The organism is Paracoccus sp. SCN 68-21 (genome assembly GCF_001724535.1).
Taxonomy (GTDB): domain Bacteria; phylum Pseudomonadota; class Alphaproteobacteria; order Rhodobacterales; family Rhodobacteraceae; genus Paracoccus; species Paracoccus hibiscisoli.
Genome location: NZ_MEES01000028.1, coordinates 17,128 through 38,402, shown reverse-complemented (window position 1 = coordinate 38,402; position 21,275 = coordinate 17,128). Strand labels below are relative to the sequence as shown.

The window sequence follows — 21,275 nt, the reverse complement described above, 5'->3', positions numbered from 1 at the left end:
CCACACGATACGACCGCTGTCCAGAGACCTTCTTCTCCGCCATCCTGCTCGCGGCAACCGTCTTGTTCTGGCTATGATCCAGAACGAGTCCTGAGCCTAGGGCAGGATGAATTCCACGCCGGGCAGGACCGCGATCTCGGCCGCGTCGGCGTGATAGGCGCGGGTGACCTCGTCGACCATGTCCTGCGTCCATCCGGGCAGCTCGATCGGCTGGTCGACCGTATCGGGCAGCGCGTGGTCCGCCAACATCCGCGCGTAAAGGTCGCGGCGCTGGCGCACGGTCATCTGGTCGCGCCCGGCCATCGCGTCGCGCAGCAGCGCGACCCCGGCATCGCCCAACAGTTCGTGCATGTACAAGATGCCGCCCGACAGCGGCGCCGAAGGCGGCAGGGCCGCGACCAGGCGCACCACCTCGGGCCAGATCAGCGGCACGTCCTCGTGGCACCAGACCACCACGCGCCGTCCCTGCGCCGCGCGCAGCAGGCGCTGGATCGCGGGGCGCCAGCGCAGCTGCAGGGGGTCGGTGCCCTGCATCAGGGCGTCATAGCCGCCGCCGCTGAACTGGCCCAGGACCTCGGTCAGCAGCACTGCGGGGTTGCGGATCGCGACGAAGAACTCAGTCTGCGCCGACGGGAACAGCCGCGACAGCGCCGCGGCGCGCAGCCCGATCTGCGGATACAGGCCCTCACGCCCGACCGCGCGGCCGGGCGCGCCCATGAAGGTCGGCGTGGACATGATGACCCGCGACGGATCGTCGCTGTCCAGCATCGCGTCCAGCATGATCTGTTCCATCTCGGGGGTGGCGGTGCCGCCGTTCAGCGATTTCAGCGCCTCGTCGAACAGGCCGCGATGGCGGTTCGGGGTCACGACCTCGGTCCCGGCCTTCTGCAGCGCCGCGCGGTTGTTCAGCAGGGTCTTGAGCAGGCGGTCGCCATCGGTGCCATGCACCCCCATGTGGAAAACCATCTGCATCTGAACTGTCCCGTCTTTACAAGGTGCCGCACGCGGCCGGGCCACGCGGGATCTGGCGCGCAGATTACCGCTGTGGCGTGGACAGTCAAACCGCTTTGCCCTATCGCCCATGCCATGACCCGGACAGCCCCCGCCCAGACCCGCCCGCGCCGTCACGATCATGCCCTGCGCCAGGGGGGCGGCCGGGGATGGTCGCTGGCCGCAGTGCTGGTGGCGGGGCTTGTGCTGATGCCGGTGCTGTCGGTCGTCTGGCTGGCACTGAACCCCACCGACAACATCTGGCCGCATCTGCTGTCCACGGTCATGCCGCGCTATTTCGGCAACACGGTGGCGCTGGCGATGGGCACCGGCCTTCTGGCGGCGGCGATGGGCACGGGGGCGGCCTGGCTGGTCAGCATGTACGATTTTCCGGGCCGCGGCGCGCTGCAATGGCTGCTGCTGCTGCCGCTGGCGGTGCCGGCCTATATCGGCGCCTATGCGCTGGCCGATTTCCTGGACTATTCCGGCCCGGTGCAGATCGCCCTGCGCGGCTGGTTCGGGTGGGAATCGGCGCGCGACTATTGGTTCCCGCGCATCCGCTCGTTGGAGGCGGCGGTCGTGGTGCTGGCCTCGGCGCTTTACCCTTACGTCTATCTGCTGACGCGGGCGGCGCTGCACGAACAATCAGGCAGCGCCTATGAGGTCGCGCGCGCCCTGGGCACCGGGCCCTGGGGCCTGTTCGCCCGCGTGGGCCTGCCGCTGGCGCGCCCGGCCATCGTCGCGGGGTCCGCGATCGCGATGATGGAGGCGGTCGCCGATTACGGCGTCGTCAGCTATTTCGGCGTCCAGACCCTGAACACCGGCATCTTCACCACCTGGCTGGAGCGTCGGAACGCCGGCGGCGCGGCGCAGATCGCCTGCGCGATGCTGGCCATCATCGTGGTCCTGTCCCTGTGGGAGCGATTCGCCCGCCGCAATGCCCGCTATCATCAAAGCGCGCGCCAGCCCCGCCCGGTGACCCGACAGCGCCTGCGCCCGCTGGCGGGGGTTGCGGCGATGCTGGCCTGCATGCTGCCCTTTGCGATGGGCTTCGTGCTGCCGGTGGGTGTGATTGCGACCTATGCGCTGGCCTATCCGCAGGGCTGGCTGTCGCCGGGGCTGGCGCGGGCGGCCTGGCACACGGTGTCCCTGGGGGGGATGGCGGCGGTGCTGACGGTGCTGGGCGCGCTGATCATGGTCTATGGCACGCGCCTGTCGGGGCGGGCGCTGCCGCGCCTGCTGATGCCGGTCACCACCATCGGTTATGCGGCGCCGGGGGCGGTGCTGGCGGTGGGGCTGCTGATTCCGCTGGCGGCGCTGGACCACCGGGTGGCCGACGGCTGGCTGGCGCTGACCGGCACCGATCCGGGGCTGATCCTGACGGGGACGGGCACGGCCATCGTGCTGGCCTATCTGGTGCGGTTCTTTGCCATCGGGCAGGGGGCGATCGACGCGGCCTTCACGCGCGTGCCGCCGTCGCTGCCCATGGCGGCGCGGTCCTTGGGGCGCGACAATGCGGGCGTGCTGCGGACGGTGTATCTGCCGATGATGCGCGGGTCGGTGGGGGCGGCGCTGCTGCTGGTCTTCGTCGATTGCGTCAAGGAGCTGCCCGCCACGCTGCTGCTGCGCCCTTTCAACTTTGAGACGCTGGCCACCCGCACCCATGAACGCGCCAGCCTGGAGGATCTGGGCAATGCCGCCCCCGCAGCCCTGCTGGTGATGGCCGTGGGGCTGGCGGCGGTGGCGCTGCTGGCGCGCACCAATCTGGGGCGCGCGGGGCGCTGACGCGCTTGCGCAGCACGGGTCGGCTTGGTAATCGGGCAGGGATGCCGGCTTAGCTCAGTGGTAGAGCGTCTGATTTGTAATCAGGGGGTCGGGGGTTCAAATCCCTCAGCCGGCACCAACTTTCCCTTGCATCCCGGACCGTCTTGCCCTATCTAGAGATGGCTACGTTAAATTCTCTGCATCCTGTCTGCTTCTGCCTTCAGTCTGCTTTGTTAATCTGACGGCCAAGCCACCGCATACTGCGGGTGGAACACTAAGACAGGAGATCTCACGATGGCCAACGGCACCGTGAAGTGGTTCAACAGCACCAAAGGCTTCGGCTTCATTCAACCGGAAGGCGGCCGTCAGGACGTTTTCCTGCACATCTCGGCTCTCGAGCGCGCTGGCCTGCAGGCCCCCGCTGACGGCCAGAAGGTGACCTTCGAGCTGGAGCGTGGCCGCGACGGTCGCGAATCGGCAACGAACGTCCAGTTCGTCTGATCCGACGCCTTACGGCGACGATACGAAAGGGCTGTCCTCCGGGGCAGCCCTTTTTGCTTGCCCGGGCTTGAGGCCGGCGGGGCTTTGACATAGCAGGTCTGCATGAAAATCCTGTTTCTTGGCGATGTGATGGGCCGGTCCGGCCGGCGGGCGATCACCGAACGGCTGGCGGGCCTGCGGGCGCGACTCAAGGCCGATCTGGTGGTCGTGAATGCGGAGAATGCCAGCGGGGGCCGCGGTGTGACCGCCGGTCACGCGCAGCTGCTGCTGGAGGCGGGCGCGGATGCGCTGACGCTTGGCGACCACGCGTTCGACCAAAAGGACATGCTGGCCTATATCGACCGCGAACCGCGCATCATCCGGCCGCTGAATTTTGCGCGCGACGCGCCGGGGCGGGGGCATACGATCATCAGCGACACGCGCGGACGCAAGCTGCTGCTGGTGCAGGCGTTGGGGCAGGTGTTCATGTCGCGGCCCTATGACGATCCGTTCTCGGCGCTGGACGGCGTGCTGCGCGCGCATCCGCCGGGCGGCATGGTCCAGGCGGCCCTGGTCGACATCCATGCCGAGGCGACCAGCGAAAAGATGGCCGTCGGCCATTTCTGCGACGGGCGCGCCAGTCTGGTCGTGGGCACCCATACCCATGTGCCCACCGCCGATGCGCAGATCCTGTCGCGCGGCACCGCCTATCTGACCGACGCCGGCATGTGCGGCGATTACGACAGCGTCATCGGCATGGACAAGGCCGAGCCGCTGCGTCGTTTCATCACCGGCATGGCTCGCGACCGCTTTGTCCCGGCCGAGGGAGAGGCGACGCTGTCGGGCGTCTTCGTCGAGACCGACGACCGCACCGGACTGGCCCGCAGCATCCAGCCGGTGCGCGATGGCGGCCGCCTGGCGCAGACCCATCCGGCCTGACGCCGCGCATTTTCTGCATCCGCGAAGATCGCTTGCGGCTCTGCGCTGATCTGGCGCAAGATGCGCCAAAGCGGCCCCGCCGTGCCAGGATCGAGACGTGAATGTTCGGATTTGAACTGACCGGGATGACCAGCGCGGTCGTCACCATCTTCATCATCATTGCGATGCTGACCCTTTTCATCCGCGAAACCTACCCCCCCGAGGTCACGGCGATCATCGGGGCGGTGGTGCTGCTGTCCCTGGGCATCCTGGACACCAGTTCGATCGCCGGGGTGCTGTCGAATTCGGCGCCCTGGACGATCGCGTTCATGTTCATCATCGTGGGCGGGCTGGTGCGGACCGGGGCGCTGGACTGGATCGGCCAGCGTGCCGCGCGCCATGCCAGCGCGCATCCGATCCTGACCCTGGGGCTGGTGTCCTGCGTGGTCTGCGTCATGTCGGCCTTTGTCAACAACACGCCGCTGGTGGTGGTGATGATGCCGATCTTCATGCAGCTGGCCAAGGAGATGGGAAAATCACCGTCCAAGCTGTTGATCCCGCTGTCCTATCTGTCGATCCTGGGCGGCACGATGACGCTGATCGGCACATCGACCAACCTGCTGGTGGACGGCGTCGCCCGCGCCCAGGGGATGGAGCATTTCACCATCTTCGAGATCACTTGGGTCGGCCTGCCCATGGCCATCGTAGGGGTCGTCTATCTGCTGATCTTTGCGCCGCGCCTGCTGCCCGACCGCGATTCCATGTCGCAGCTGCTGTCCGGGCGCACCAAGATGAAGTTCTTCACCGAGGTCGCGATCCCCGAGGGGTCGGCTCTTGAGGGCAAGACCCTGGAGGAGGTCGACATCTTTGCCCGCGACAATGCCCGCGTCATCGACGTGCTGCGCGGCGACGCGTCGCTGCGGCGCGACCTGGCCGGGGTCCGGCTGGAGCAGGGCGACCGCGTGGTGCTGCGCACCCCCATGTCCGAGGTTCTGGGCCTGCAGACACACAAGGACCTGCGCATGGTCGACAAGCTGTCCTCGGTCGAGACATCGACGGTCGAGGTGCTGATCACGCCGGGTTGCCACCTGATCGGGCGGTCCCTGGGCTCCATGCGCCTGCGGCGGCGCTACGGCGTCTATGTGCTGGCCGCGCATCGCAAGAACCAGAATATCGGCCGTCAGCTGGACGACCTGGTGGTGCGGGTGGGCGACACGCTGCTGCTGGAGGGGGCCACCGCCGACATCCAGCGCCTGGCCGCCGACATGGACATGGTCGAGGTCAACGCACCCTCAGACCGGGCCTTCCGGCGCAAGCACGCGCCCATCGTGGTGGCTGTGCTGCTGGGCGTGGTGATCCTGTCCGCGCTGGAGATCGCGCCGATCCTGCTGCTGGCTTTCATCGGGGTTGCGGTGGTGCTGGGCACGCGCTGCATCGACGCGGATGAGGCGCTGTCCTTTGTCGACGGCCGTCTGATGGCGCTGATCTTTGCGATGCTGGCCGTCGGCGCGGGTCTGGAAACCAGCGGCGCGGTGCAGCTGATCGTGAACAAGGTCGCGCCCTGGATGACCACGCTGCCGCCCTGGGCGCTGGTGCTGGCGGTCTATCTGCTGGCGACCACCCTGACCGAAGCGGTGACCAACAACGCTGTCGCCGTGATCCTGACGCCGGTGGCGATCAGCCTGGGCGTGACGCTTGGGGTCGATCCGCGCCCGCTGGTCGTGGCGGTGATGATGGGCGCCAGCGCCAGCTTTGCCACGCCCATCGGCTATCAGACCAACACGCTGGTCTATGGGCCGGGCGGCTATCGCTTTGCCGATTTCATCAAGATCGGCCTGCCGCTGAACCTGCTGATGGCGGTGGTGGCGTCGCTGCTGATCCCGCTGATCTGGCCGCTGACGCCCTGAGGCGACCTGCCGCAGGCAGGTCAGCGCGGTTGACCTGTCTGCAATGCTGCCATGCAGCATCGGCGGTTGTGATCCGGGCCCGAAACCCCGATCTAGGGTGCAGGGGAGGGAACGGCTTTGTCACACGCAAGGAGTTTCCACATGGCGACCATCGCTTCTGTTCACACCAAGACCACCGGCTTTTCGGCGGCGTCGCTGCTGGCTCCGTTCCGCGCCGTCGGCCGCTTCATGATCATGCTGGCTGAGGCCAGCCCGCAGATGCGCGCGCTGAACCGCCTGAGCCAGATCTCGGACGAGGAACTGTCCGCCAAGGGTCTGACCCGCGAGGGCGAGGTTCGTCGCATTCTGGGCGGCGCCGCCGCACTGTAAGGCTGCGGATATCGCTGGACGACGCACGCGCGGCCTCATGGGCCGCGTTTTGCGTTTGGGGCCACGGTGTCGGGTTAGTCTTGCGATGGGGTGGCGGGCTGGACTAAAAGCGCGCCAGACCCGTATATTCCGCAAGCCGAAGGACGACCCGACATGGCAGGCCATTCCAAATGGGCCAACATACAGCACCGCAAGGGGCGGCAGGACAAGCTGCGCTCCAAGCTGTTCTCCAAGCTGGCCAAGGAAATCACCGTCGCCGCGAAGATGGGCGACCCCGATCCCGAAAAGAACCCCCGCCTGCGCATGGCCGTCAAGGAGGCCAAGGTCAAATCCGTCCCCAAGGACGTGATCGACCGCGCCATCAAGAAGTCGCAGGGCGGCGATGCCGAGAGCTATGACGAGATCCGCTATGAGGGTTACGGCCCCAACGGAATCGCGCTGGTGGTCGAGGCGATGACCGACAACCGCAACCGCACCGCGTCCAACGTGCGCAGCTATTTCACCAAGGCGGGCGGTGACATGGGCCAGACCGGTTCGGTCAGCTTCATGTTCGACCGCGTCGGAGAAATCGTCTATCCCGCAAGCGCGGGCGATGCCGACACCGTCATGATGGCCGCGCTTGAGGCCGGTGCCGATGACGTCGAATCCGACGATGAGGGCCACTGGATCTATTGCGCCGACACCGCGCTGAACGAGGTGTCCAGCGCGCTGGAGGCAGCGTTGGGCGAGGCCGACAGCGCCAAGCTGATCTGGAAGCCGCAGGCCCCGACCGAGGTCACCGATCTGGAGACCGCGCAAAAGCTGATGCGCCTGATCGACACGCTGGAGGATGACGACGACGTGCAGACCGTCACCGGCAATTTCGACATCTCGGAAGAGGTCGCGGCGCAGCTGTGACCTCCGGCTCCGATGGGTCTTGCGCGCGGCGGCGAAAGGCGGCACTTGCAGATGATGCAAATGGAAGCTGAAACCCGCCGCGACCTGATCGGCATAGGCTGGATGCTGGCGACGGGGCTGTGCTTTGTCGCCGTCAACACCATCGTGCGCAGCCTGGAGGGGGCGCTGCCAGCCTCTCAGGCGGCGTTCATCCGGTTCCTGTTCGGGCTGGTCTTTCTGGCGCCGGTCATTGTCGGCGCCCTGCGGGGCGGGTTCCCGGCGCCGATCTGGCGGCTGTTCGCCCTGCGTGCGGCGCTGCATGTCGTGGCGGTGGTGGCGTGGTTCTATGCCATGTCGCGCATCACCGTGGCCGAGGTCACGGCCATCGGCTTTCTGAATCCCATCATCGTGACCATCGGCGCGGCCCTGTTTCTGGGCGAGCGTCTGGCCGCCCGGCGCATCATGGCCGTGGGCGTGGCCCTGCTGGGCGCGCTGATCGTGCTGCGCCCGGGGCTGCGAGAGCTGGACCCGGGGCATCTGTCGCAGGTGCTGGCCTCGGTCGCGTTCGGGGCCTCCTATCTGGTCGCCAAGCAGCTGTCGGGCAAGGTGCCCGCATCGGTGGTCGTGGCGATGATGTCGCTGACCGTGTCGGTGGGGCTGGCGCCGCTGGCCCTGGCGCAATGGGTGCCGCCCACGATGGCGCAGCTGGCCTGGCTGGCGCTGGTCGCGGTCTTTGCCACGGCAGGCCATTACACGATGACCCGGGCCTTTGCCGCGGCCCCGCTGACGGTGACGCAGCCGGTGACCTTCCTGCAGCTGGTCTGGGCCAGCCTGGTCGGGGTGTTCGTCTTTCACGAACCGCTGGACGGGTGGGTGATGCTGGGCGGCGGTCTGATGATCGGGGCGATCAGCTATATCACCTGGCGCGAGGCGCGGGTGCGCGCCCGCACCGTGACCCCGCCGGTCAGCGCGACCAAGATCTGAGGCCGGAACCCGGTCCCCGCTCCGGGTGTTCGCCCCCGACACCGGAGGACATGATGGCATCGCAGGAACAGATCTGGGACGACTGGCGGCGCTGGTCAACATGGTCCCGTCCGCGCTGAAGGACTGGCTGGACACCGATGAGAGCAAATCGGTCGGCGACACGGGCGGGCAGGGCGAAAGCACCGGCCACAAGTCGGGCCGCCACATCCTGCGCATCAAGGACAAGAAAAAGGCCGACCTGACCGAGGATGACTGGGCGCACATGGCCAAGGTCGCGGGCTATATCAAGCGCCACTTGGCGCAGGGCGGCCCGGCCAAGGACAAGAAACACAGCGACTGGCGCTATTCGTTGATGAATTGGGGCCACGATCCGCTGAAGTGATCGCGGCCCCCGCGTTCAGCGGTTGGGCCACAGCGTCGCGTGCCGGTTCACGTCCTTGTAGAGCAGATAGCGGAACGGCCCCGGCCCCCCGGCATAGCAGGCCTGCGGGCAGAAGGCGCGCAGCCACATGTAATCGCCGGGGCCGACCTCGACCCAATCGCGGTTCAGGCGATAGACGGCCTTGCCCTCCAGCACGAACAGGCCGTGTTCCATCACATGCGTTTCTGCAAAGGGGATCGAGCCGCCGGGTTTGAACGTCACCACGGTGATGTGCATGTCGTGGCGCAGATCGGCCGGGTCCATGAAGCGCGTCGTGCCCCAGGCCCCGTCCGTGTCGGGCATCATCGACGGCGCGATGTCCTGCTCCTGCACCACGATGGGCTCGGGTTTGTCAGTGCCGGCAAAGGGCTGCCACCGTTTGCGCCACCAGTGAAATCCTGCGGGACCGGCGGTGCGGTTGCGGATCTGCCAGAGCGTGCCGGGGGGGATATAGGCGAACCCGCCGGGCGTCAGCAGATGTTCGGTGCCGTCGATCACCACCTGCATGTCGCCGCCTGTGACAAAGATCGCGTGCTGAATTTCGGGGTCGTCATCGGGGGTGTCGCTGCCGCCGCCCTCGGCCAGTTCGACGATATACTGGCTGAAGGTTTCCGCGAACCCGGTCAGGGGGCGTGCCAGCATCCAGAACCGCATCCCCTGCCAGCCGGGCAGATAGCTGGTGACGATATCGCGCATCACCGTGCGCGGGATCACCGCATAGGCGTCGGTAAAGACTGCGGTGTCGGTGGTCATGCCCGTCTGCGGCGGCAGGCCCGCCACGGGCCCAGCATAGCGGATGCGCGGCGCGGTCGCGTCGTCGGTGGGTAGTTGGGCGATGTCGCCGGTGGGGGCGCCTGCTGGGCCGGTCTCGGTCATGTCAGGATCTCTTTCAGGCGGAGGGTGGCGATGCGGATGACCTGCGCCTCGGCAGTGGCGCGCTCAAGCGGAGTGGGGTTGTCCAGGCGGTTCTGCATGGCGGACAGGATGCCCGCCTTGTCGTGGTCGCGGACCGCGATGATGAAGGGGAAGCCGTGCTTGGCGACATAGGCGTCGTTCAGGCGGGTGAATTCGGCCCGTTCCGCATCGGTCAGGGCGTCGAGGCCGGCGCTGGCCTGTTCGGCGGTGCTGTCGGCGGTCAGGCGTTTGGCCTGCGCCAGTTTGCCCGCCAGGTCGGGATGGGCCTGCAGGATGCCGAGGCGTTCGTCGTCGCCCGACGCGCGGAACATTTGCGCCATGCGACCCGCAAGGCCCGTGGGCGTGTCATGGACGGCGCCCATTTCGGCGTCCCAGACGCGTTCGGCGATAAAGGGCGAATGTTCATAGACGCCGCCGAACCTTGCGACAAAGGCGTCACGCTCCATCTGTGACGGGCGGATGCGCGGGCGATACGGGTGTTCGGCGGCCCAATGGCGGGCGATGTCCAGGCGGCTGGCGAACCAGACGCCCTCATGGCTGCGCGCATGGTCCAGGAAGCGCTGGATCGCCATCGCGCGGCCGGGGCGCCCGGCCAGACGGCAATGCAGCCCGATGGACATCATCTTGGGCGCACCCGCCGCCCCTTCGGCATAGAGCATGTCAAAGCTGTCGCGCAGATAGTCGAAGAAATCGGTCCCCGTGCCGAACCCCTGACCGCTGGAGAAGCGCATATCATTGGCGTCCATCGTATAGGGCACCATCAGCTGCGGGCGGCCCTCATGGACATGCCAATAGGGCAACTCGTCCGCGATGGTGTCGGCCAGGTATTCGAACCCGCCCTCTTCGCAACCAAGGGCCACCGTGTTCATCGACGTGCGCCCCTGATAGAAACCGCGCGGACGTTCGCCGGTGATCGCGGTGTGCAGCGCGACGGCCTGGGCGATGTGATCGGCCTCGACCTCGCGCGGGACGTTGCGATAGTCGATCCATTTCAGGCCGTGGGTCGCGATCTCCCACCGGGCCTCCTGCATGGCCGCCACCTGTTCGGGGCTGCGCTCCAGCGCGGTGGCCACGCCATAGACGGTGATGGGCAGGTCCTTGAGCAGGCGGTGCATCCGCCAGAAGCCCGACCGCGCGCCGTAATCATAGATCGATTCCATGTTCCAGTGCCGCTGGCCGGGCCAGGGCTGGGCGCCGATGATCTCGGACAGGAACGCCTCGGAGGCGGGGTCGCCGTGTTCGATGCTGTTCTCGCCGCCTTCCTCATAGTTCAGGACGATCTGGACGGCGATGCGGGCGCCGCCCGGCCAGCGGGGATCGGGGGGTGTCTCGCCATATCCGGTCAGATCGCGGCTGTATCGCATCGGGGTCCCCTTGTGCCTGTCGTTGCGTCAGCAAAGCCCGCCCGCGCCCCAAGGGCAAGCGGGCAGGGCCCGAATTCTGTATCAAGGAATGCGCGACAATCGGGATGTCTTTCAATGAGGCATTGAAAGACTTGCGCGCCGGTGGCGATTGCGGCACTGCGCCGCACCGCCCAGTGTCGCGGCCAAGGGGGACTTCATGGAACGTTATTTCGATCTTGCCGCCAAAGGCACCAGCATCCGGACCGAGGTGATCGCGGGCATCACCACCTTCCTGACCATGGCCTATATCATCTTCGTCAATCCGGACATCCTGGCCATGACCGGCATGGACCGTAACGCGGTGTTCGTCGCGACCTGCCTGGCTGCGGCAGTGGGGTCGCTGATCATGGGGTTCTGGGCCAACTGGCCCATCGGCATGGCGCCGGGCATGGGGCTGAACGCGTTCTTTGCCTTTACCGTCGTGGGCATGATGGGGTTCACCTGGCAGCAGGCTTTGGGCGCGGTCTTCATCAGCGGTTTGATCTTTCTGTTCCTGTCGGTGACGGGCATCCGGCGCTGGCTGATCTCGGGGATTCCGGCCTCGATGCGCAGCGCCATCGCGGCGGGGATCGGGCTGTTCCTGGCGATCATCGCGCTGCAATCGTCGGGAATCGTCGTTGGCAACCCGGCCACGCTGGTGGCCCTGGGCGACCTGACGCAGGCGGGTGCGCTGCTGACCATCGCCGGGTTCTTCGTGATCGTGGCGCTGGACGCGTTGCGCGTCACCGGGGCGATCCTGATCGGCATCCTGGCGGTCACCGTGGTGTCCATCGCCCTGGGCGTCAGCCAGTTCGGGGGCGTGGTGTCGATGCCGCCCTCGATCGCGCCGACCTTCCTGCAGATGGACCTTTTGGGCGCGCTGACCTTTGGCATCGTGCAGGTGGTGCTGGTGATGGTGCTGGTCGAGGTCTTTGACGCCACCGGCACGCTGATCGGCGTGGCCAAGCGCGCGGGCCTGCTGACCGAGGGGCCGACGCATACCAACAAGAACCTGGGCCGCGCGCTGATGGCCGATTCGACCGCGATCACCGCGGGCGCGATGCTGGGCACCTCGTCGACGACCGCCTATGTCGAAAGCGCCTCGGGCGTGCAGGCGGGGGGCCGGACGGGCCTGACCGCGGTGGTCGTGGGCGTGCTGTTCCTGGCCGCGATGTTCTTTGCGCCGCTGGCGGGCGCCGTGCCCGCCTATGCGACCGCGCCCGCGCTGCTCTATGTCGCGACGCTGATGGTGCGCGAGCTGTCCGAGGTCACCTGGGACGACGTGACCGAGGCTGCGCCGTCCGTGCTGACGGCCATCGCCATGCCGCTGACCTATTCCATCGCGAACGGGCTGGCCTTCGGCTTCATCAGCTATGCGGTGATCAAGCTGCTGACCGGCCGCGCGCGAGAGGTTCACGCCGCGACCTGGATCATCGCCGCGCTGTTCACGGCGAAATTCGCGCTGTTCGGCGCGCATTAGGGCCGGTCACGCCGCCCGGCCGCCCAAGGCTTCGGAGAGGGCTGCGGCGGCGGCGGCCACCACGGCGCCCAGGGTCTTGACGTGTTCGGCCCCGATCCGGTTCGTCGGCCCGCTGACCGAGATGCCGGCGATGGCCTCTCCGGACAGGTCGAACACGGGGGCCGCGATGCAGCGCATGCCGCGCGTGCGCTCCTCATCGTCGAACGAGAAGCCGCGATGGCGGATGCGGGCCAGGTCCGCCTCCAGCGCATCTGGGTCGGTCAGCGTGGTGTCGGTAAAGCGCGCAAGCGGGCCCAAGGCCGCGACGCTGTCAGGACGGAACGCCAGCAGCGCCTTGCCGATCCCCGAGGCATGCAGGGGCGATCGCGTGCCGGGGGGAAAGAAGGCACGGATCGTCTCGGTCGTCTCGACCTGACTGAGGAACAGCACGGAATCGCCCTGCAGGATGCCCAGGTTCGCGGTCTCTCCAGTGTGCTCCATCAGGGCGCGCATGATCGGGCGGGCGCGTTCCACCAGCCCTGACCGGCGCATGAAGGCCGACCCCAGCCGGAACGCCTGCGGGCCGATGTTCCAGGCCTGGGTGGACGGATCGCTTTCCACCATGCCGCGCGTGGCCAGCGTGTGCAGCACGCGGTGCACGCTGGAGGGGGGCTGGGCCGCACGGTCCGCGACCTCGGACAGGGTCAGCCCCGGGTGTGCCGCCAGCAGATCCAGCAGGTCCAACGCCCGGTCCAGCGCCTGCACCGTGCCGGGGGCGTCGGGCATCGTCTTGCGGGGGCGTCCGCGCTTGCGGGTCGGGTCGGCCATTTTAGCGCCTCCGTTGATGGCGTCTTGCGCGATGGGCGAAAATCGCGCCCGGTTTGCGGAAATGCTGGCGAAATCGCAGATCGGCCCGCATGCGCCCTTATCGGACGAATTGGAAACGAGTTCCAGAATGTTTGTCGCAACCCCGGGCCTGTGTCAGGCTGCACCCGGGGAGACTGGGCCGCGGCCTGTGCCCGAACCTTGGGCAATCCGGGGGTGGCCCGATGCCGCAGCGCAGAATGAGCTTTGCCGTGGGGGCCCTTGGGGTCACGCTGCGGGGCAAAGGGTCCGGTGGGGCCGACAGAACAGGGGGACATCATGACCATCTCACGCATCGGCACGCCCGAGCAATTGCGCGATCCGAACTATTTGCCGCCGATGTGGTCGGCGGTGCCTCTGGGCATCCAGCACGTGCTGGCCATGTTCGTGGCGAACGTCACGCCGGCGATCATCGTCGCGGGGGCGGCGGGGTTCGGGTTCGGGTCGAACAGCGCCGATTTCCCCGAGATGCTGTATCTGATCCAGATGTCGATGCTGTTCGCGGGGGTGGCCACGCTGTTCCAGACGGTGACCATCGGGCGGGTGGGCGCGGCGCTGCCCATCGTGCAGGGAACGTCCTTTGCCTTCATCCCGATCATGATCCCGCTGGTCGCGGGCAAGGGGGTCGACGGGCTGGCCGCGCTGTTCACGGGCGTGCTGATCGGAGGGCTGTTCCATGCCGCCCTGGGCACCGTGATCGGGCGCATCCGGTTTGCGCTGCCGCCGCTGGTGACAGGGCTGGTGGTGCTGATGATCGGGCTGGCGCTGGTCAAGGTGGGCATCGAATATGCGGCGGGCGGCGTGCCGCTCAAGGCGCAGGGGTCCGATCTCTATGGCAGCTGGGCCAGCTGGTCGGCGGCGCTGGTGGTGATCGTGGTGACCCTGGGGCTGAAATTCTTTGCGCGCGGGATGCTGTCGATTTCGGCGGTGCTGGTGGGGATTGCTGCGGGCTATGTCTATTGCCTGCTGACCGGCAAGCTGCCGGTCGGGGCGATCACCGGGTCTTGGTCGCAGGCAGCGGCTTTCGCGCTGCCCATGCCGTTCAAGTACGGGTGGGAGATTTCCTTTGCGGCGATCATCGGGTTCTGCCTGATGGCCTTTGTGTCCGCCGTCGAGACGGTGGGCGACGTGTCGGGCATCACCAAGGGCGGCGCGGGCCGCGAGGCCACCGACCGCGAGATCGAGGGCGCGACCTATGCCGACGGCTTCGGCACCGCCGTGGCGGGGGTGTTCGGGGGGCTGCCCAACACGTCCTTCAGCCAGAATGTCGGCCTGATCGCCATGACCGGCGTCATGAGCCGCCATGTGGTGACCATCGGCGCGGTCTTTCTGATCCTGTGCGGGCTGGTCCCCAAGATCGGCGGGCTGATCCGCACCATTCCCATCGAGGTTCTGGGCGGAGGCGTGATCGTGATGTTCGGCATGGTGGTCGCGGCGGGTATCTCCATGCTGTCGGACGTGATCTGGAACCGGCGCAACATGGTGATCTTTGCGGTCGCGCTGTCGGTGGGCCTGGGGCTGCAGCTGGAGGCGATGGGCACCGCGCCCGGCGGGGTGGACGCGCTGCAGCACCTGCCCGAGACGCTGCGGGTTCTGGGCGCATCGGGCATCCTGCCCGCCGCTCTGATCGCCATCGTGCTGAACCTGGTGCTGCCGCAGGAGCTGGCGGCGGAGGCCACCGAGGAGGTCAGCGGCGGGCTGTCGGGCCATGGCGCGGGCCTGCGCGACCGCTGAGCTTGCGGAAAGGGCGGCCGGGGGCCGCCCTTGCGCCTGCTCTCCCGTCCCGGCGGGGCCGGGACGGGCTTGGGTGCGGGGCGCAGGGGATTATTCACGAAATCTTAAGACTGCCTTGCGAGGCTTGCGGCTCAAAGGGGGTGCGGGATCGGGTATCAGGGTGGAAAGCGACAAGAGGGGGGATGTGATGCCCGGATTTCTGACGACCCATGTTCTGGACACCGCGCGCGGCGCGCCCGCCGCTGGCATGGAGGTGATCCTGTTCCGTCTGGAGGACGGCGCGCGAACCGAGCTGGCGCGGATGGTGACCAATGCCGACGGGCGCACCGACGCCCGCATCCTGCCCGAGGCGGAGTTCGCGACCGGCACCTATGAGCTGGAGTTCCACGCCGGTACCTGGATGGACGCGACCGGCGTCGTGGCCGAGAACCCGCGCTTTCTGGACGTGATCCCGATCCGGTTCGGCATGTCGCAGCACGATCATTATCACGTGCCGCTGCTGGTCTCTCCCTTCGGCTATTCGACCTATCGGGGCAGCTGAGATGATCCCGGAAACCGCCATCCTGTGGGAATTCCTGTCCTTTGCCATCCGCTGGCTGCATGTGATCACGGCCATCGCCTGGATCGGGTCGTCCTTTTATTTCATCGCGCTGGACCTGGGCCTGCAGAAGGCGCCCGGCATGCCCAAGGGCGCGCATGGCGAGGAATGGCAGGTCCATGGCGGGGGCTTTTACCACATCCAGAAATACCTGGTCGCGCCCGAGCGGATGCCCGAGCATCTGACCTGGTTCAAATGGGAGAGCTATGCGACCTGGCTGTCGGGCGCGGCGCTGCTGATGGTCACCTATTGGGCGGGGGCGAACCTCTATCTGATCGAACCGTCCAAGGCGGATCTGGCGATCTGGCAGGCGATCGCGATTTCGGGCGGGTCGCTGGCGGTGGGCTGGCTGATCTATGACGGGCTGTGCAAGTCGCCTTTGGGCAACCGACCGACGGTGCTGATGGGGCTGCTGTTCCTGGCGCTGGTGGCGATGGGCTGGGCCTATGACCAGATCTTCACGGGCCGCGCGGCGCTGCTGCATCTGGGGGCGTTCACGGCGACGATCATGACCGCCAACGTCTTCCTGATCATCATGCCGAACCAGCGCATCGTGGTGGGTGACCTCAAGGCCGGGCGCGCGCCCGATCCGAAATACGGCAAGATCGCCAAGCTGCGCTCGACCCATAACAACTATCTGACGCTGCCGGTCATCTTCCTGATGCTGTCGAACCACTATCCGTTGGCCTTTGCCAGCCAGTACAACTGGCTGATCGCGGCGCTGATCTTTCTGATGGGGGTGACGATCCGGCATTTCTTCAACACCATGCATGCCCGCAAGGGGTATCGGTGGTGGACCTGGGCCGTCACCGTGATGCTGTTCATCGGGGTCATGTGGCTGTCGGCCCTGGGCGTGAACCAGGACAGCTATGAGGAATCGATGGCCCGCCCCCTGACTCCGGTCGAGGCGCGCTTTGCCCAAGCGCCGGGGTTCGAGGAGGCCAGCCAGGCCGTGATCGGCCGCTGCTCCATGTGCCATGCCCGAGAGCCGGTCTGGGACGGCATCCGCGTGGCCCCCAAGGGCGTCCTGCTGGAGACGCCCGCCGACATCGCCCGCGCCGCGCATCAGGTCTATCTGCAGGCCGGGCTGACCGACGCGATGCCGCCCGCCAACATCACCGGCATGGAGGATGCCGAACGTGACGCCATCCTGCGCTGGTTCCGCCAGGTCGGCCCCTTGGGCGTCGCGGGGCTGTGATTTCTGCTGACAGGCGCTGCGGCGCGCGCTAACAGGCGGGCGATGCTGACCGCTTTGCGCCTGTTCCTGCTGCTGGGGGTGATCCTTGGCGTGGTGCTGCCGAAATCCTCGGCGGCGCTGGCGCAGCTTGGGCTGGTCGATGACCGCGTGGTGGTGATCTGCACCGGTCACGGGATGCAGACGATCACGCTGTCCCCCGATGACCGGCCCGCGCCGGTGCAGGGTCATGACGCGCCCTGCCTGCTGGTCGCACCGTCCGATGGCACGGCACCCCTGGCGCAGCCCCTGTGGCTGCGGCTGACCGGTCAGCCCCCGCGCCCCGCAGGCCGCGATCTGTGGCGCGCGGCCGAGGCGCCCGGCACGGGCCATGCCCGCGCGCCGCTCCTGGCCTGACAGACCGTTCCCGAACCGTTCGTCGCAAGCCCGCAGGCCGTCCCGTGACGGCTGCGCCAAGGATATCCCCATGACCACCACCGACACCGCCTCGGCGGAGGCCGCCGATCCCGGCCGCGCCGCCAAGCTCTATCGCGCCGCCTGGCGCTGGCATTTCTATGCCGGATTGTTCGTCATCCCGTTCTTTCTGATCCTGGCCGTGACCGGCATGATGATGCTGTGGATCGCCCATCTGGAGGGCCGCGACGGCGAACGCATCCCCGTCCTGCCCCGGGGCGAACCGGCCAGCCTGACGCTGCAGGCCGCCGTGGCGATCACCGCCGTTCCGGGCGGCCAGCCCGTGCAATACATCGCGCCCCGCGCCCCCGATCTGGCCGCGATCTTTCGCATCGACGGGGCGGAGGGCCCGCGCACTGTCGTCGTCGATCCCTACCGCGCCGAGGTCATCACCGATTTCCCGCGCCGCAGCGGCTGGTATGACTGGGCCGACGTCGTCCATGGCAGCCTGCTTCTGGGCGTCGCGGGCGACCGCATGATCGAGATCGCGGCCTCGCTTGGCATCATGCTGCTGGCCACGGGCCTTTATCTGTGGTGGCCGCGCGGGCAGGGGCTGCGCGCGGCGCTGGTCCCGAATCTGGCCGCGCGGGGGCGGGCGCTGTGGAAATCGCTGCATCGGGTGACCGGGGTCTGGATCTCGGTCGTGCTGCTGTTCTTCCTGATCTCGGGCCTGTCCTGGGCGGGGGTCTGGGGCGGTCGGATGGTGCAAGCCTGGTCGACCTTTCCGGCGGAGAAATGGGACGCGGTGCCGCTGTCCGACATGACCCATGCCAGCATGAACACCGGCCCCAAGGAGGTCCCCTGGGCGCTGGAGCAGACCCCCATGCCCGCCTCGGGCAGCCAGGCGGGCACGCCCGGTGTGGCCCCCGGCACCCGCGTGACCATCGACACGGTTGATGCGCTGGCCCGCCGGATCGGGTTCGACGGCCGCTATCAGCTCAACCTGCCGCGCGGAGAGACGGGCGTCTGGACCCTCACCCGCGACAGCATGAGCACCGACAGCCTGAACCCCACCGATGACCGCACCGTGCATGTGGACCAGCATACGGGCCGCATTCTGGCCGATGTCGGCTATGCCGATTACAGCATCGCCGGCAAGGCAATGGCCGTCGGCATCGCGCTGCACATGGGCACCCTGGGCCTGTGGAGCGTGCTGGCCAACACCGCCTTCTGCCTGGCGGTGATCTTCCTCTGCGTCTCTGCCATCGTGCTGTGGTGGAAACGTCGCCCTGCAGGACAGTCGCGGCTGGTGGCGCCACCGATGCCGCGCGACATGCCCCTGTGGAAGGGCGCGATCATCACCGGCCTGGTCATCGGCATCGCCTTCCCGATGGCGGGCATCACCTTTGCCGCGGTTCTGGCGCTGGACTGGCTGGTTCTGTCGCGCTTCCCGGCGCTCAGGTACGCCTTCAGCTGAGGCGCGCCACGGGGCCTGCAGGCCCCGGGCGCCCCGGTCCCCCTCGATGGGGGGCCGGGGCGCCACGCTGCGCCCCCGGCAAGGACCCAAGCCCCTCGGTTCAGAACAGCGGGCGCAATTCCCGCACTGCGTGATCGGCGAACATCCGCACCTTAGGGTCCTGCAACCGCCGATGCGGCGTCAGACAGCCGAATTGCGCAGGCAGGGGGCGGTGATCCGGCAACACCTCGACCAGCCGCCCCGCCGCGATATCCTCGGCCACCTCATAAAGCGGCCGGTTCGCGATGCCATGCCCCGCCAGCGCCCAATCGCGCAGCACGTCGCCGTCATCGGTGTCGAACCGCCCCTGCACCATCATCTTGCGCGGCCCCTCGTCGGTCTGCAGCACCCAGTAATATTCCGGGCTGCGCGGATAGCGCAGCAGCAGGCAGTTGTGCCCGGCCAGATCGTCCGGCACCCCCGGCACCCCCTCGCGCGCCAGATAGGCGGGTGCTGCGACCAGCACGCGTGGACAATCGGCGATCTTGCGCCATTTCAGCGCCGAATCCGCAGGCTCGCCCAGAAAGAAGGCCAGGTCGATCGCATCCTCGACGATGTTGACGTTGCGGTCCGACAGGCGCAGGCGGATCTCGATGCCCGGATTGTCGGCGCAGAAGCCCGGGATCAGCGGCGCGATCAGCCGCCGCCCCAGCCCCAGGGGCGCGGTCAGCCGGATCACGCCCTGCGGCTTGCCCGAAAAGCTGCTGACCAGCGCCTCGGCCTCGTCCAGCGTGTCGATCACGCGCCGCGCGTGGTCATAGAAGGCGCGCCCGATCTCGGTCGGCGTCAGCTTGCGCGTGGTGCGGTTCAGCAGCCGCAGCCCGAACCGATTTTCAAGATCCTTGATGCGATTGGAGGCAACTGCCGGAGAAAGCCGCAGATCCCTGCCTCCGGCGGTGATCGAGCCCAGCTCGACCACCCGCACAAAGACCCGCAGGCTTTCCAGATAGGACATGAGATTGGCCCGCTTTCAACGTTTCGTGTAAAGTCTTCTATGCCACGGGCGATTTCGCGTCCACACGTTCGGGCCTAGCATCGGACCATGCAAGGAAAGACCCCCATGACCCAGCTGCGTTTTCTGCTCAACGACACCGAGGTGGCACTGACCGAGGTCGGCGCCTCCGACACGCTGCTGGACCACCTGCGCCTGACGCGCCGCATGACCGGCACCAAGGAAGGCTGCGCCGAGGGCGATTGCGGCGCCTGCACCGTGCTGTCGGGCCGCCTGACGCCCGATGGCCTGGTCTATGAGCCGATCAACGCCTGCATCCGGCTGATGGCGTCGTGCCACGCGACCCATATCGTGACCGTCGAGCATCTGCGCGGTCCGGACGGCGGGCTGCACCCGATCCAGGCGGCGATGGTCGCGCATCACGGCAGCCAGTGCGGGTTCTGCACGCCGGGCATCGTCATGGCGCTGTACGGGCTGTGGATGACCAACCCCGATGCGGGCGCGGCCGAGATCGAGACCGCGTTGCAGGGCAACATCTGCCGCTGCACCGGCTATGCGCCCATCATCCGGGCCGCGCTGGCGGCGGGCGCTGCCGGAGGGCAGGCTCAGGACGCGCTGGCCCGCGAACGCGAAGCGGTGGCCGCGCGCCTGGCCGGGATGCGTGGCGCCAGGGTTTCGCTTGCGCGCGGCGCGGACCGGGCACTGGTCCCCGCCGATACCGACGACCTGGCCGCGGCCCTGCTGGAGGAGCCCGGCGCCACGCTGGTCGCCGGGGCCACCGATGTCGGCCTGTGGGTCACGAAATTCATGCGCGACATCAGCCCCGCCATCTTCATCGGCCATCTGATGAAGGAAATCACGGTCGAGGGTGACCTGATCCGCCTTGGCGCGGGCGTCACCTATTCCGAGGCCGCGCCGGTAATCGCGCGCCACATCCCGCAGGCCGCCGAATACTGGTCGCGCATCGGCGGCTGGCAGGTCAGGAACGCTGGCACCATCGGCGCGAACATCGCCAACGGCTCGCCCATTGGCGACACGCCACCGCTGCTGATCGCGTTGGATGCGCGGATCGTGCTGCGCCGGGGTGATCAGCGTCGCGAGATGCCGCTGGAGGCGTTCTTCATCGATTACGGCAAGCAGGACCGCCAGCCCGGTGAGTTCGTCGAGGCGATCCTGATCCCCATCCACCGCCAGGCGCGCATCGCCGCCTACAAGATCAGCAAGCGGCGCGACAGCGACATCACCTCGGTCGCGGTGGGCATCCGCGTCGATGTGGCGGACGGCGTGATCACCGGCGCGCGGCTGGCCTTTGGCGGCATGGCGGGCACGCCCAAACGCGCCCGCGCGGCCGAGGCGGCGCTGACGGGTCAGCCCTTCACGGAGGCCGCATTCGATGCCGCCGCCCGCGCCATCGCGGGCGACTTCCAGCCGATGACCGACATGCGCGCCAGCGCCGAATATCGCGCCACCGTCGCGCGCAACCTGATCCGGCGCTTCTGGCTGGAGCAATCCGAACCCGGCCTGCCCGTGCGGCTGCGCCAGAGCGAAGGGGTCTGAG

19 protein-coding genes, 1 tRNA gene and 1 pseudogene are annotated in these 21,275 nt (G+C 67.7%); 16 read left to right on the top strand and 5 right to left on the bottom strand.

What is annotated here, in order from left to right:
* Positions 1-96: 96 nt before the first annotated feature.
* The gene (locus ABS73_RS10225; RefSeq protein WP_277018422.1) at positions 97-972 is read right to left on the bottom strand and encodes a hypothetical protein; all 876 of its coding nucleotides are present in this window, start codon (positions 970-972) and stop codon (positions 97-99) included.
* Between the two features lie 114 nt (positions 973-1,086).
* Between ABS73_RS10225 and ABS73_RS10220 the strand changes: the two genes are divergently transcribed.
* From ABS73_RS10220 to ABS73_RS10180, 9 genes and pseudogenes are all read left to right on the top strand, one after another.
* A complete protein-coding gene (locus tag ABS73_RS10220) occupies positions 1,087-2,775 on the top strand; it encodes an ABC transporter permease (protein ID WP_423805149.1) in 1,689 nt (562 codons plus the stop codon).
* A 43-nt stretch (positions 2,776-2,818) separates the two neighbouring features.
* A tRNA-Thr gene (locus tag ABS73_RS10215) sits at positions 2,819-2,893 on the top strand.
* Positions 2,894-3,048: 155 nt separating this feature from the next.
* Positions 3,049-3,255, top strand: a complete 207-nt coding sequence (locus ABS73_RS10210) for a cold-shock protein (RefSeq protein WP_136856823.1) — start codon at positions 3,049-3,051, stop codon at positions 3,253-3,255.
* Between the two features lie 102 nt (positions 3,256-3,357).
* Positions 3,358-4,173 carry a TIGR00282 family metallophosphoesterase gene (locus ABS73_RS10205; RefSeq protein ID WP_277018420.1) on the top strand — a complete coding sequence of 272 codons (816 nt, stop codon included), beginning with the start codon at positions 3,358-3,360 and terminating at the stop codon, positions 4,171-4,173.
* Between the two features lie 101 nt (positions 4,174-4,274).
* Positions 4,275-6,059 carry an SLC13 family permease gene (locus tag ABS73_RS10200; RefSeq protein WP_277018418.1) on the top strand — a complete coding sequence of 595 codons (1,785 nt, stop codon included), beginning with the start codon at positions 4,275-4,277 and terminating at the stop codon, positions 6,057-6,059.
* 141 nt (positions 6,060-6,200) lie between these two features.
* Positions 6,201-6,428, top strand: coding sequence for a hypothetical protein (locus ABS73_RS10195; protein ID WP_136856826.1), 228 nt, complete (start codon positions 6,201-6,203; stop codon positions 6,426-6,428).
* Positions 6,429-6,581: 153 nt separating this feature from the next.
* Entirely contained in the window at positions 6,582-7,325 is a 744-nt protein-coding gene (locus ABS73_RS10190; protein WP_277018416.1) for a YebC/PmpR family DNA-binding transcriptional regulator, read from the top strand.
* Positions 7,326-7,385: 60 nt separating this feature from the next.
* On the top strand, positions 7,386-8,288 hold the full coding sequence (locus ABS73_RS10185; RefSeq protein WP_277018414.1) for a DMT family transporter: 903 nt from the start codon (positions 7,386-7,388) through the stop codon (positions 8,286-8,288).
* Positions 8,289-8,338: 50 nt separating this feature from the next.
* Positions 8,339-8,670 (top strand): annotated as a pseudogene (locus ABS73_RS10180) (DUF3140 domain-containing protein).
* Positions 8,671-8,685: 15 nt separating this feature from the next.
* Here the strand turns inward: ABS73_RS10180 and ABS73_RS10175 are convergent.
* Positions 8,686-9,462: a bifunctional allantoicase/(S)-ureidoglycine aminohydrolase gene (locus ABS73_RS10175; protein WP_423805150.1), complete on the bottom strand. Its 777-nt coding sequence runs from the start codon at positions 9,460-9,462 to the stop codon at positions 8,686-8,688.
* Positions 9,463-9,581: 119 nt separating this feature from the next.
* Positions 9,582-10,988 (bottom strand): allantoinase PuuE, encoded by a 1,407-nt coding sequence (gene puuE, locus ABS73_RS10170; protein ID WP_277018412.1) that lies wholly within the window; start codon positions 10,986-10,988, stop codon positions 9,582-9,584.
* A gap of 196 nt (positions 10,989-11,184) precedes the next feature.
* Here puuE and ABS73_RS10165 point away from each other — a divergent pair, with 196 nt between their 5' ends.
* Positions 11,185-12,486, top strand: coding sequence for an NCS2 family permease (locus ABS73_RS10165; protein ID WP_277018410.1), 1,302 nt, complete (start codon positions 11,185-11,187; stop codon positions 12,484-12,486).
* A 6-nt stretch (positions 12,487-12,492) separates the two neighbouring features.
* Here the strand turns inward: ABS73_RS10165 and bhcR are convergent, their stop codons facing one another.
* Positions 12,493-13,293: an HTH-type transcriptional regulator BhcR gene (gene bhcR / locus ABS73_RS10160; protein ID WP_277018409.1), complete on the bottom strand. Its 801-nt coding sequence runs from the start codon at positions 13,291-13,293 to the stop codon at positions 12,493-12,495.
* Positions 13,294-13,608: 315 nt separating this feature from the next.
* On the opposite strand from bhcR, the gene ABS73_RS10155 reads away from it, so the two are divergent.
* The 5 genes from ABS73_RS10155 to ABS73_RS10135 all read left to right on the top strand — a co-directional run bounded on the left by ABS73_RS10155 (position 13,609) and on the right by ABS73_RS10135 (position 18,726).
* Positions 13,609-15,063 (top strand): uracil-xanthine permease family protein, encoded by a 1,455-nt coding sequence (locus ABS73_RS10155; RefSeq protein ID WP_277018408.1) that lies wholly within the window; start codon positions 13,609-13,611, stop codon positions 15,061-15,063.
* Between the two features lie 187 nt (positions 15,064-15,250).
* A complete protein-coding gene (gene uraH / locus ABS73_RS10150) occupies positions 15,251-15,604 on the top strand; it encodes a hydroxyisourate hydrolase (protein WP_277018406.1) in 354 nt (117 codons plus the stop codon).
* 1 nt (position 15,605) lies between these two features.
* On the top strand, positions 15,606-16,859 hold the full coding sequence (locus tag ABS73_RS10145) for a urate hydroxylase PuuD (protein WP_423805148.1): 1,254 nt from the start codon (positions 15,606-15,608) through the stop codon (positions 16,857-16,859).
* Between the two features lie 42 nt (positions 16,860-16,901).
* A complete protein-coding gene (locus tag ABS73_RS10140) occupies positions 16,902-17,252 on the top strand; it encodes a hypothetical protein (protein WP_277018404.1) in 351 nt (116 codons plus the stop codon).
* Between the two features lie 70 nt (positions 17,253-17,322).
* Complete coding sequence (locus tag ABS73_RS10135) at positions 17,323-18,726, top strand: PepSY-associated TM helix domain-containing protein (protein ID WP_277018403.1); 1,404 nt, start codon at positions 17,323-17,325, stop codon at positions 18,724-18,726.
* 100 nt (positions 18,727-18,826) lie between these two features.
* Here the strand turns inward: ABS73_RS10135 and ABS73_RS10130 are convergent, their stop codons facing one another.
* The gene (locus ABS73_RS10130; protein ID WP_277018401.1) at positions 18,827-19,720 is read right to left on the bottom strand and encodes a LysR family transcriptional regulator; all 894 of its coding nucleotides are present in this window, start codon (positions 19,718-19,720) and stop codon (positions 18,827-18,829) included.
* 105 nt (positions 19,721-19,825) lie between these two features.
* On the opposite strand from ABS73_RS10130, the gene xdhA reads away from it, so the two are divergent.
* Positions 19,826-21,274, top strand: coding sequence for a xanthine dehydrogenase small subunit (gene xdhA / locus ABS73_RS10125; RefSeq protein ID WP_277018400.1), 1,449 nt, complete (start codon positions 19,826-19,828; stop codon positions 21,272-21,274).
* The last annotated feature ends 1 nt before the right edge of the window (position 21,275 follow it).

What these genes read in the sequence shown, in the direction of transcription:
- ABS73_RS10225 (WP_277018422.1), bottom strand. Translation starts at nt 972, where the DNA reads ATGCAGATGGTTTTCCACATGGGGGTGCATGGCACCGATGGCGACCGC.
- ABS73_RS10220 (WP_423805149.1), top strand. Translation starts at nt 1,087, where the DNA reads ATGACCCGGACAGCCCCCGCCCAGACCCGCCCGCGCCGTCACGATCAT.
- ABS73_RS10210 (WP_136856823.1), top strand. Translation starts at nt 3,049, where the DNA reads ATGGCCAACGGCACCGTGAAGTGGTTCAACAGCACCAAAGGCTTCGGC.
- ABS73_RS10205 (WP_277018420.1), top strand. Translation starts at nt 3,358, where the DNA reads ATGAAAATCCTGTTTCTTGGCGATGTGATGGGCCGGTCCGGCCGGCGG.
- ABS73_RS10200 (WP_277018418.1), top strand. Translation starts at nt 4,275, where the DNA reads ATGTTCGGATTTGAACTGACCGGGATGACCAGCGCGGTCGTCACCATC.
- ABS73_RS10195 (WP_136856826.1), top strand. Translation starts at nt 6,201, where the DNA reads ATGGCGACCATCGCTTCTGTTCACACCAAGACCACCGGCTTTTCGGCG.
- ABS73_RS10190 (WP_277018416.1), top strand. Translation starts at nt 6,582, where the DNA reads ATGGCAGGCCATTCCAAATGGGCCAACATACAGCACCGCAAGGGGCGG.
- ABS73_RS10185 (WP_277018414.1), top strand. Translation starts at nt 7,386, where the DNA reads ATGGAAGCTGAAACCCGCCGCGACCTGATCGGCATAGGCTGGATGCTG.
- ABS73_RS10175 (WP_423805150.1), bottom strand. Translation starts at nt 9,462, where the DNA reads ATGACCACCGACACCGCAGTCTTTACCGACGCCTATGCGGTGATCCCG.
- puuE (WP_277018412.1), bottom strand. Translation starts at nt 10,988, where the DNA reads ATGCGATACAGCCGCGATCTGACCGGATATGGCGAGACACCCCCCGAT.
- ABS73_RS10165 (WP_277018410.1), top strand. Translation starts at nt 11,185, where the DNA reads ATGGAACGTTATTTCGATCTTGCCGCCAAAGGCACCAGCATCCGGACC.
- bhcR (WP_277018409.1), bottom strand. Translation starts at nt 13,293, where the DNA reads ATGGCCGACCCGACCCGCAAGCGCGGACGCCCCCGCAAGACGATGCCC.
- ABS73_RS10155 (WP_277018408.1), top strand. Translation starts at nt 13,609, where the DNA reads ATGACCATCTCACGCATCGGCACGCCCGAGCAATTGCGCGATCCGAAC.
- uraH (WP_277018406.1), top strand. Translation starts at nt 15,251, where the DNA reads ATGCCCGGATTTCTGACGACCCATGTTCTGGACACCGCGCGCGGCGCG.
- ABS73_RS10145 (WP_423805148.1), top strand. Translation starts at nt 15,606, where the DNA reads ATGATCCCGGAAACCGCCATCCTGTGGGAATTCCTGTCCTTTGCCATC.
- ABS73_RS10140 (WP_277018404.1), top strand. Translation starts at nt 16,902, where the DNA reads ATGCTGACCGCTTTGCGCCTGTTCCTGCTGCTGGGGGTGATCCTTGGC.
- ABS73_RS10135 (WP_277018403.1), top strand. Translation starts at nt 17,323, where the DNA reads ATGACCACCACCGACACCGCCTCGGCGGAGGCCGCCGATCCCGGCCGC.
- ABS73_RS10130 (WP_277018401.1), bottom strand. Translation starts at nt 19,720, where the DNA reads ATGTCCTATCTGGAAAGCCTGCGGGTCTTTGTGCGGGTGGTCGAGCTG.
- xdhA (WP_277018400.1), top strand. Translation starts at nt 19,826, where the DNA reads ATGACCCAGCTGCGTTTTCTGCTCAACGACACCGAGGTGGCACTGACC.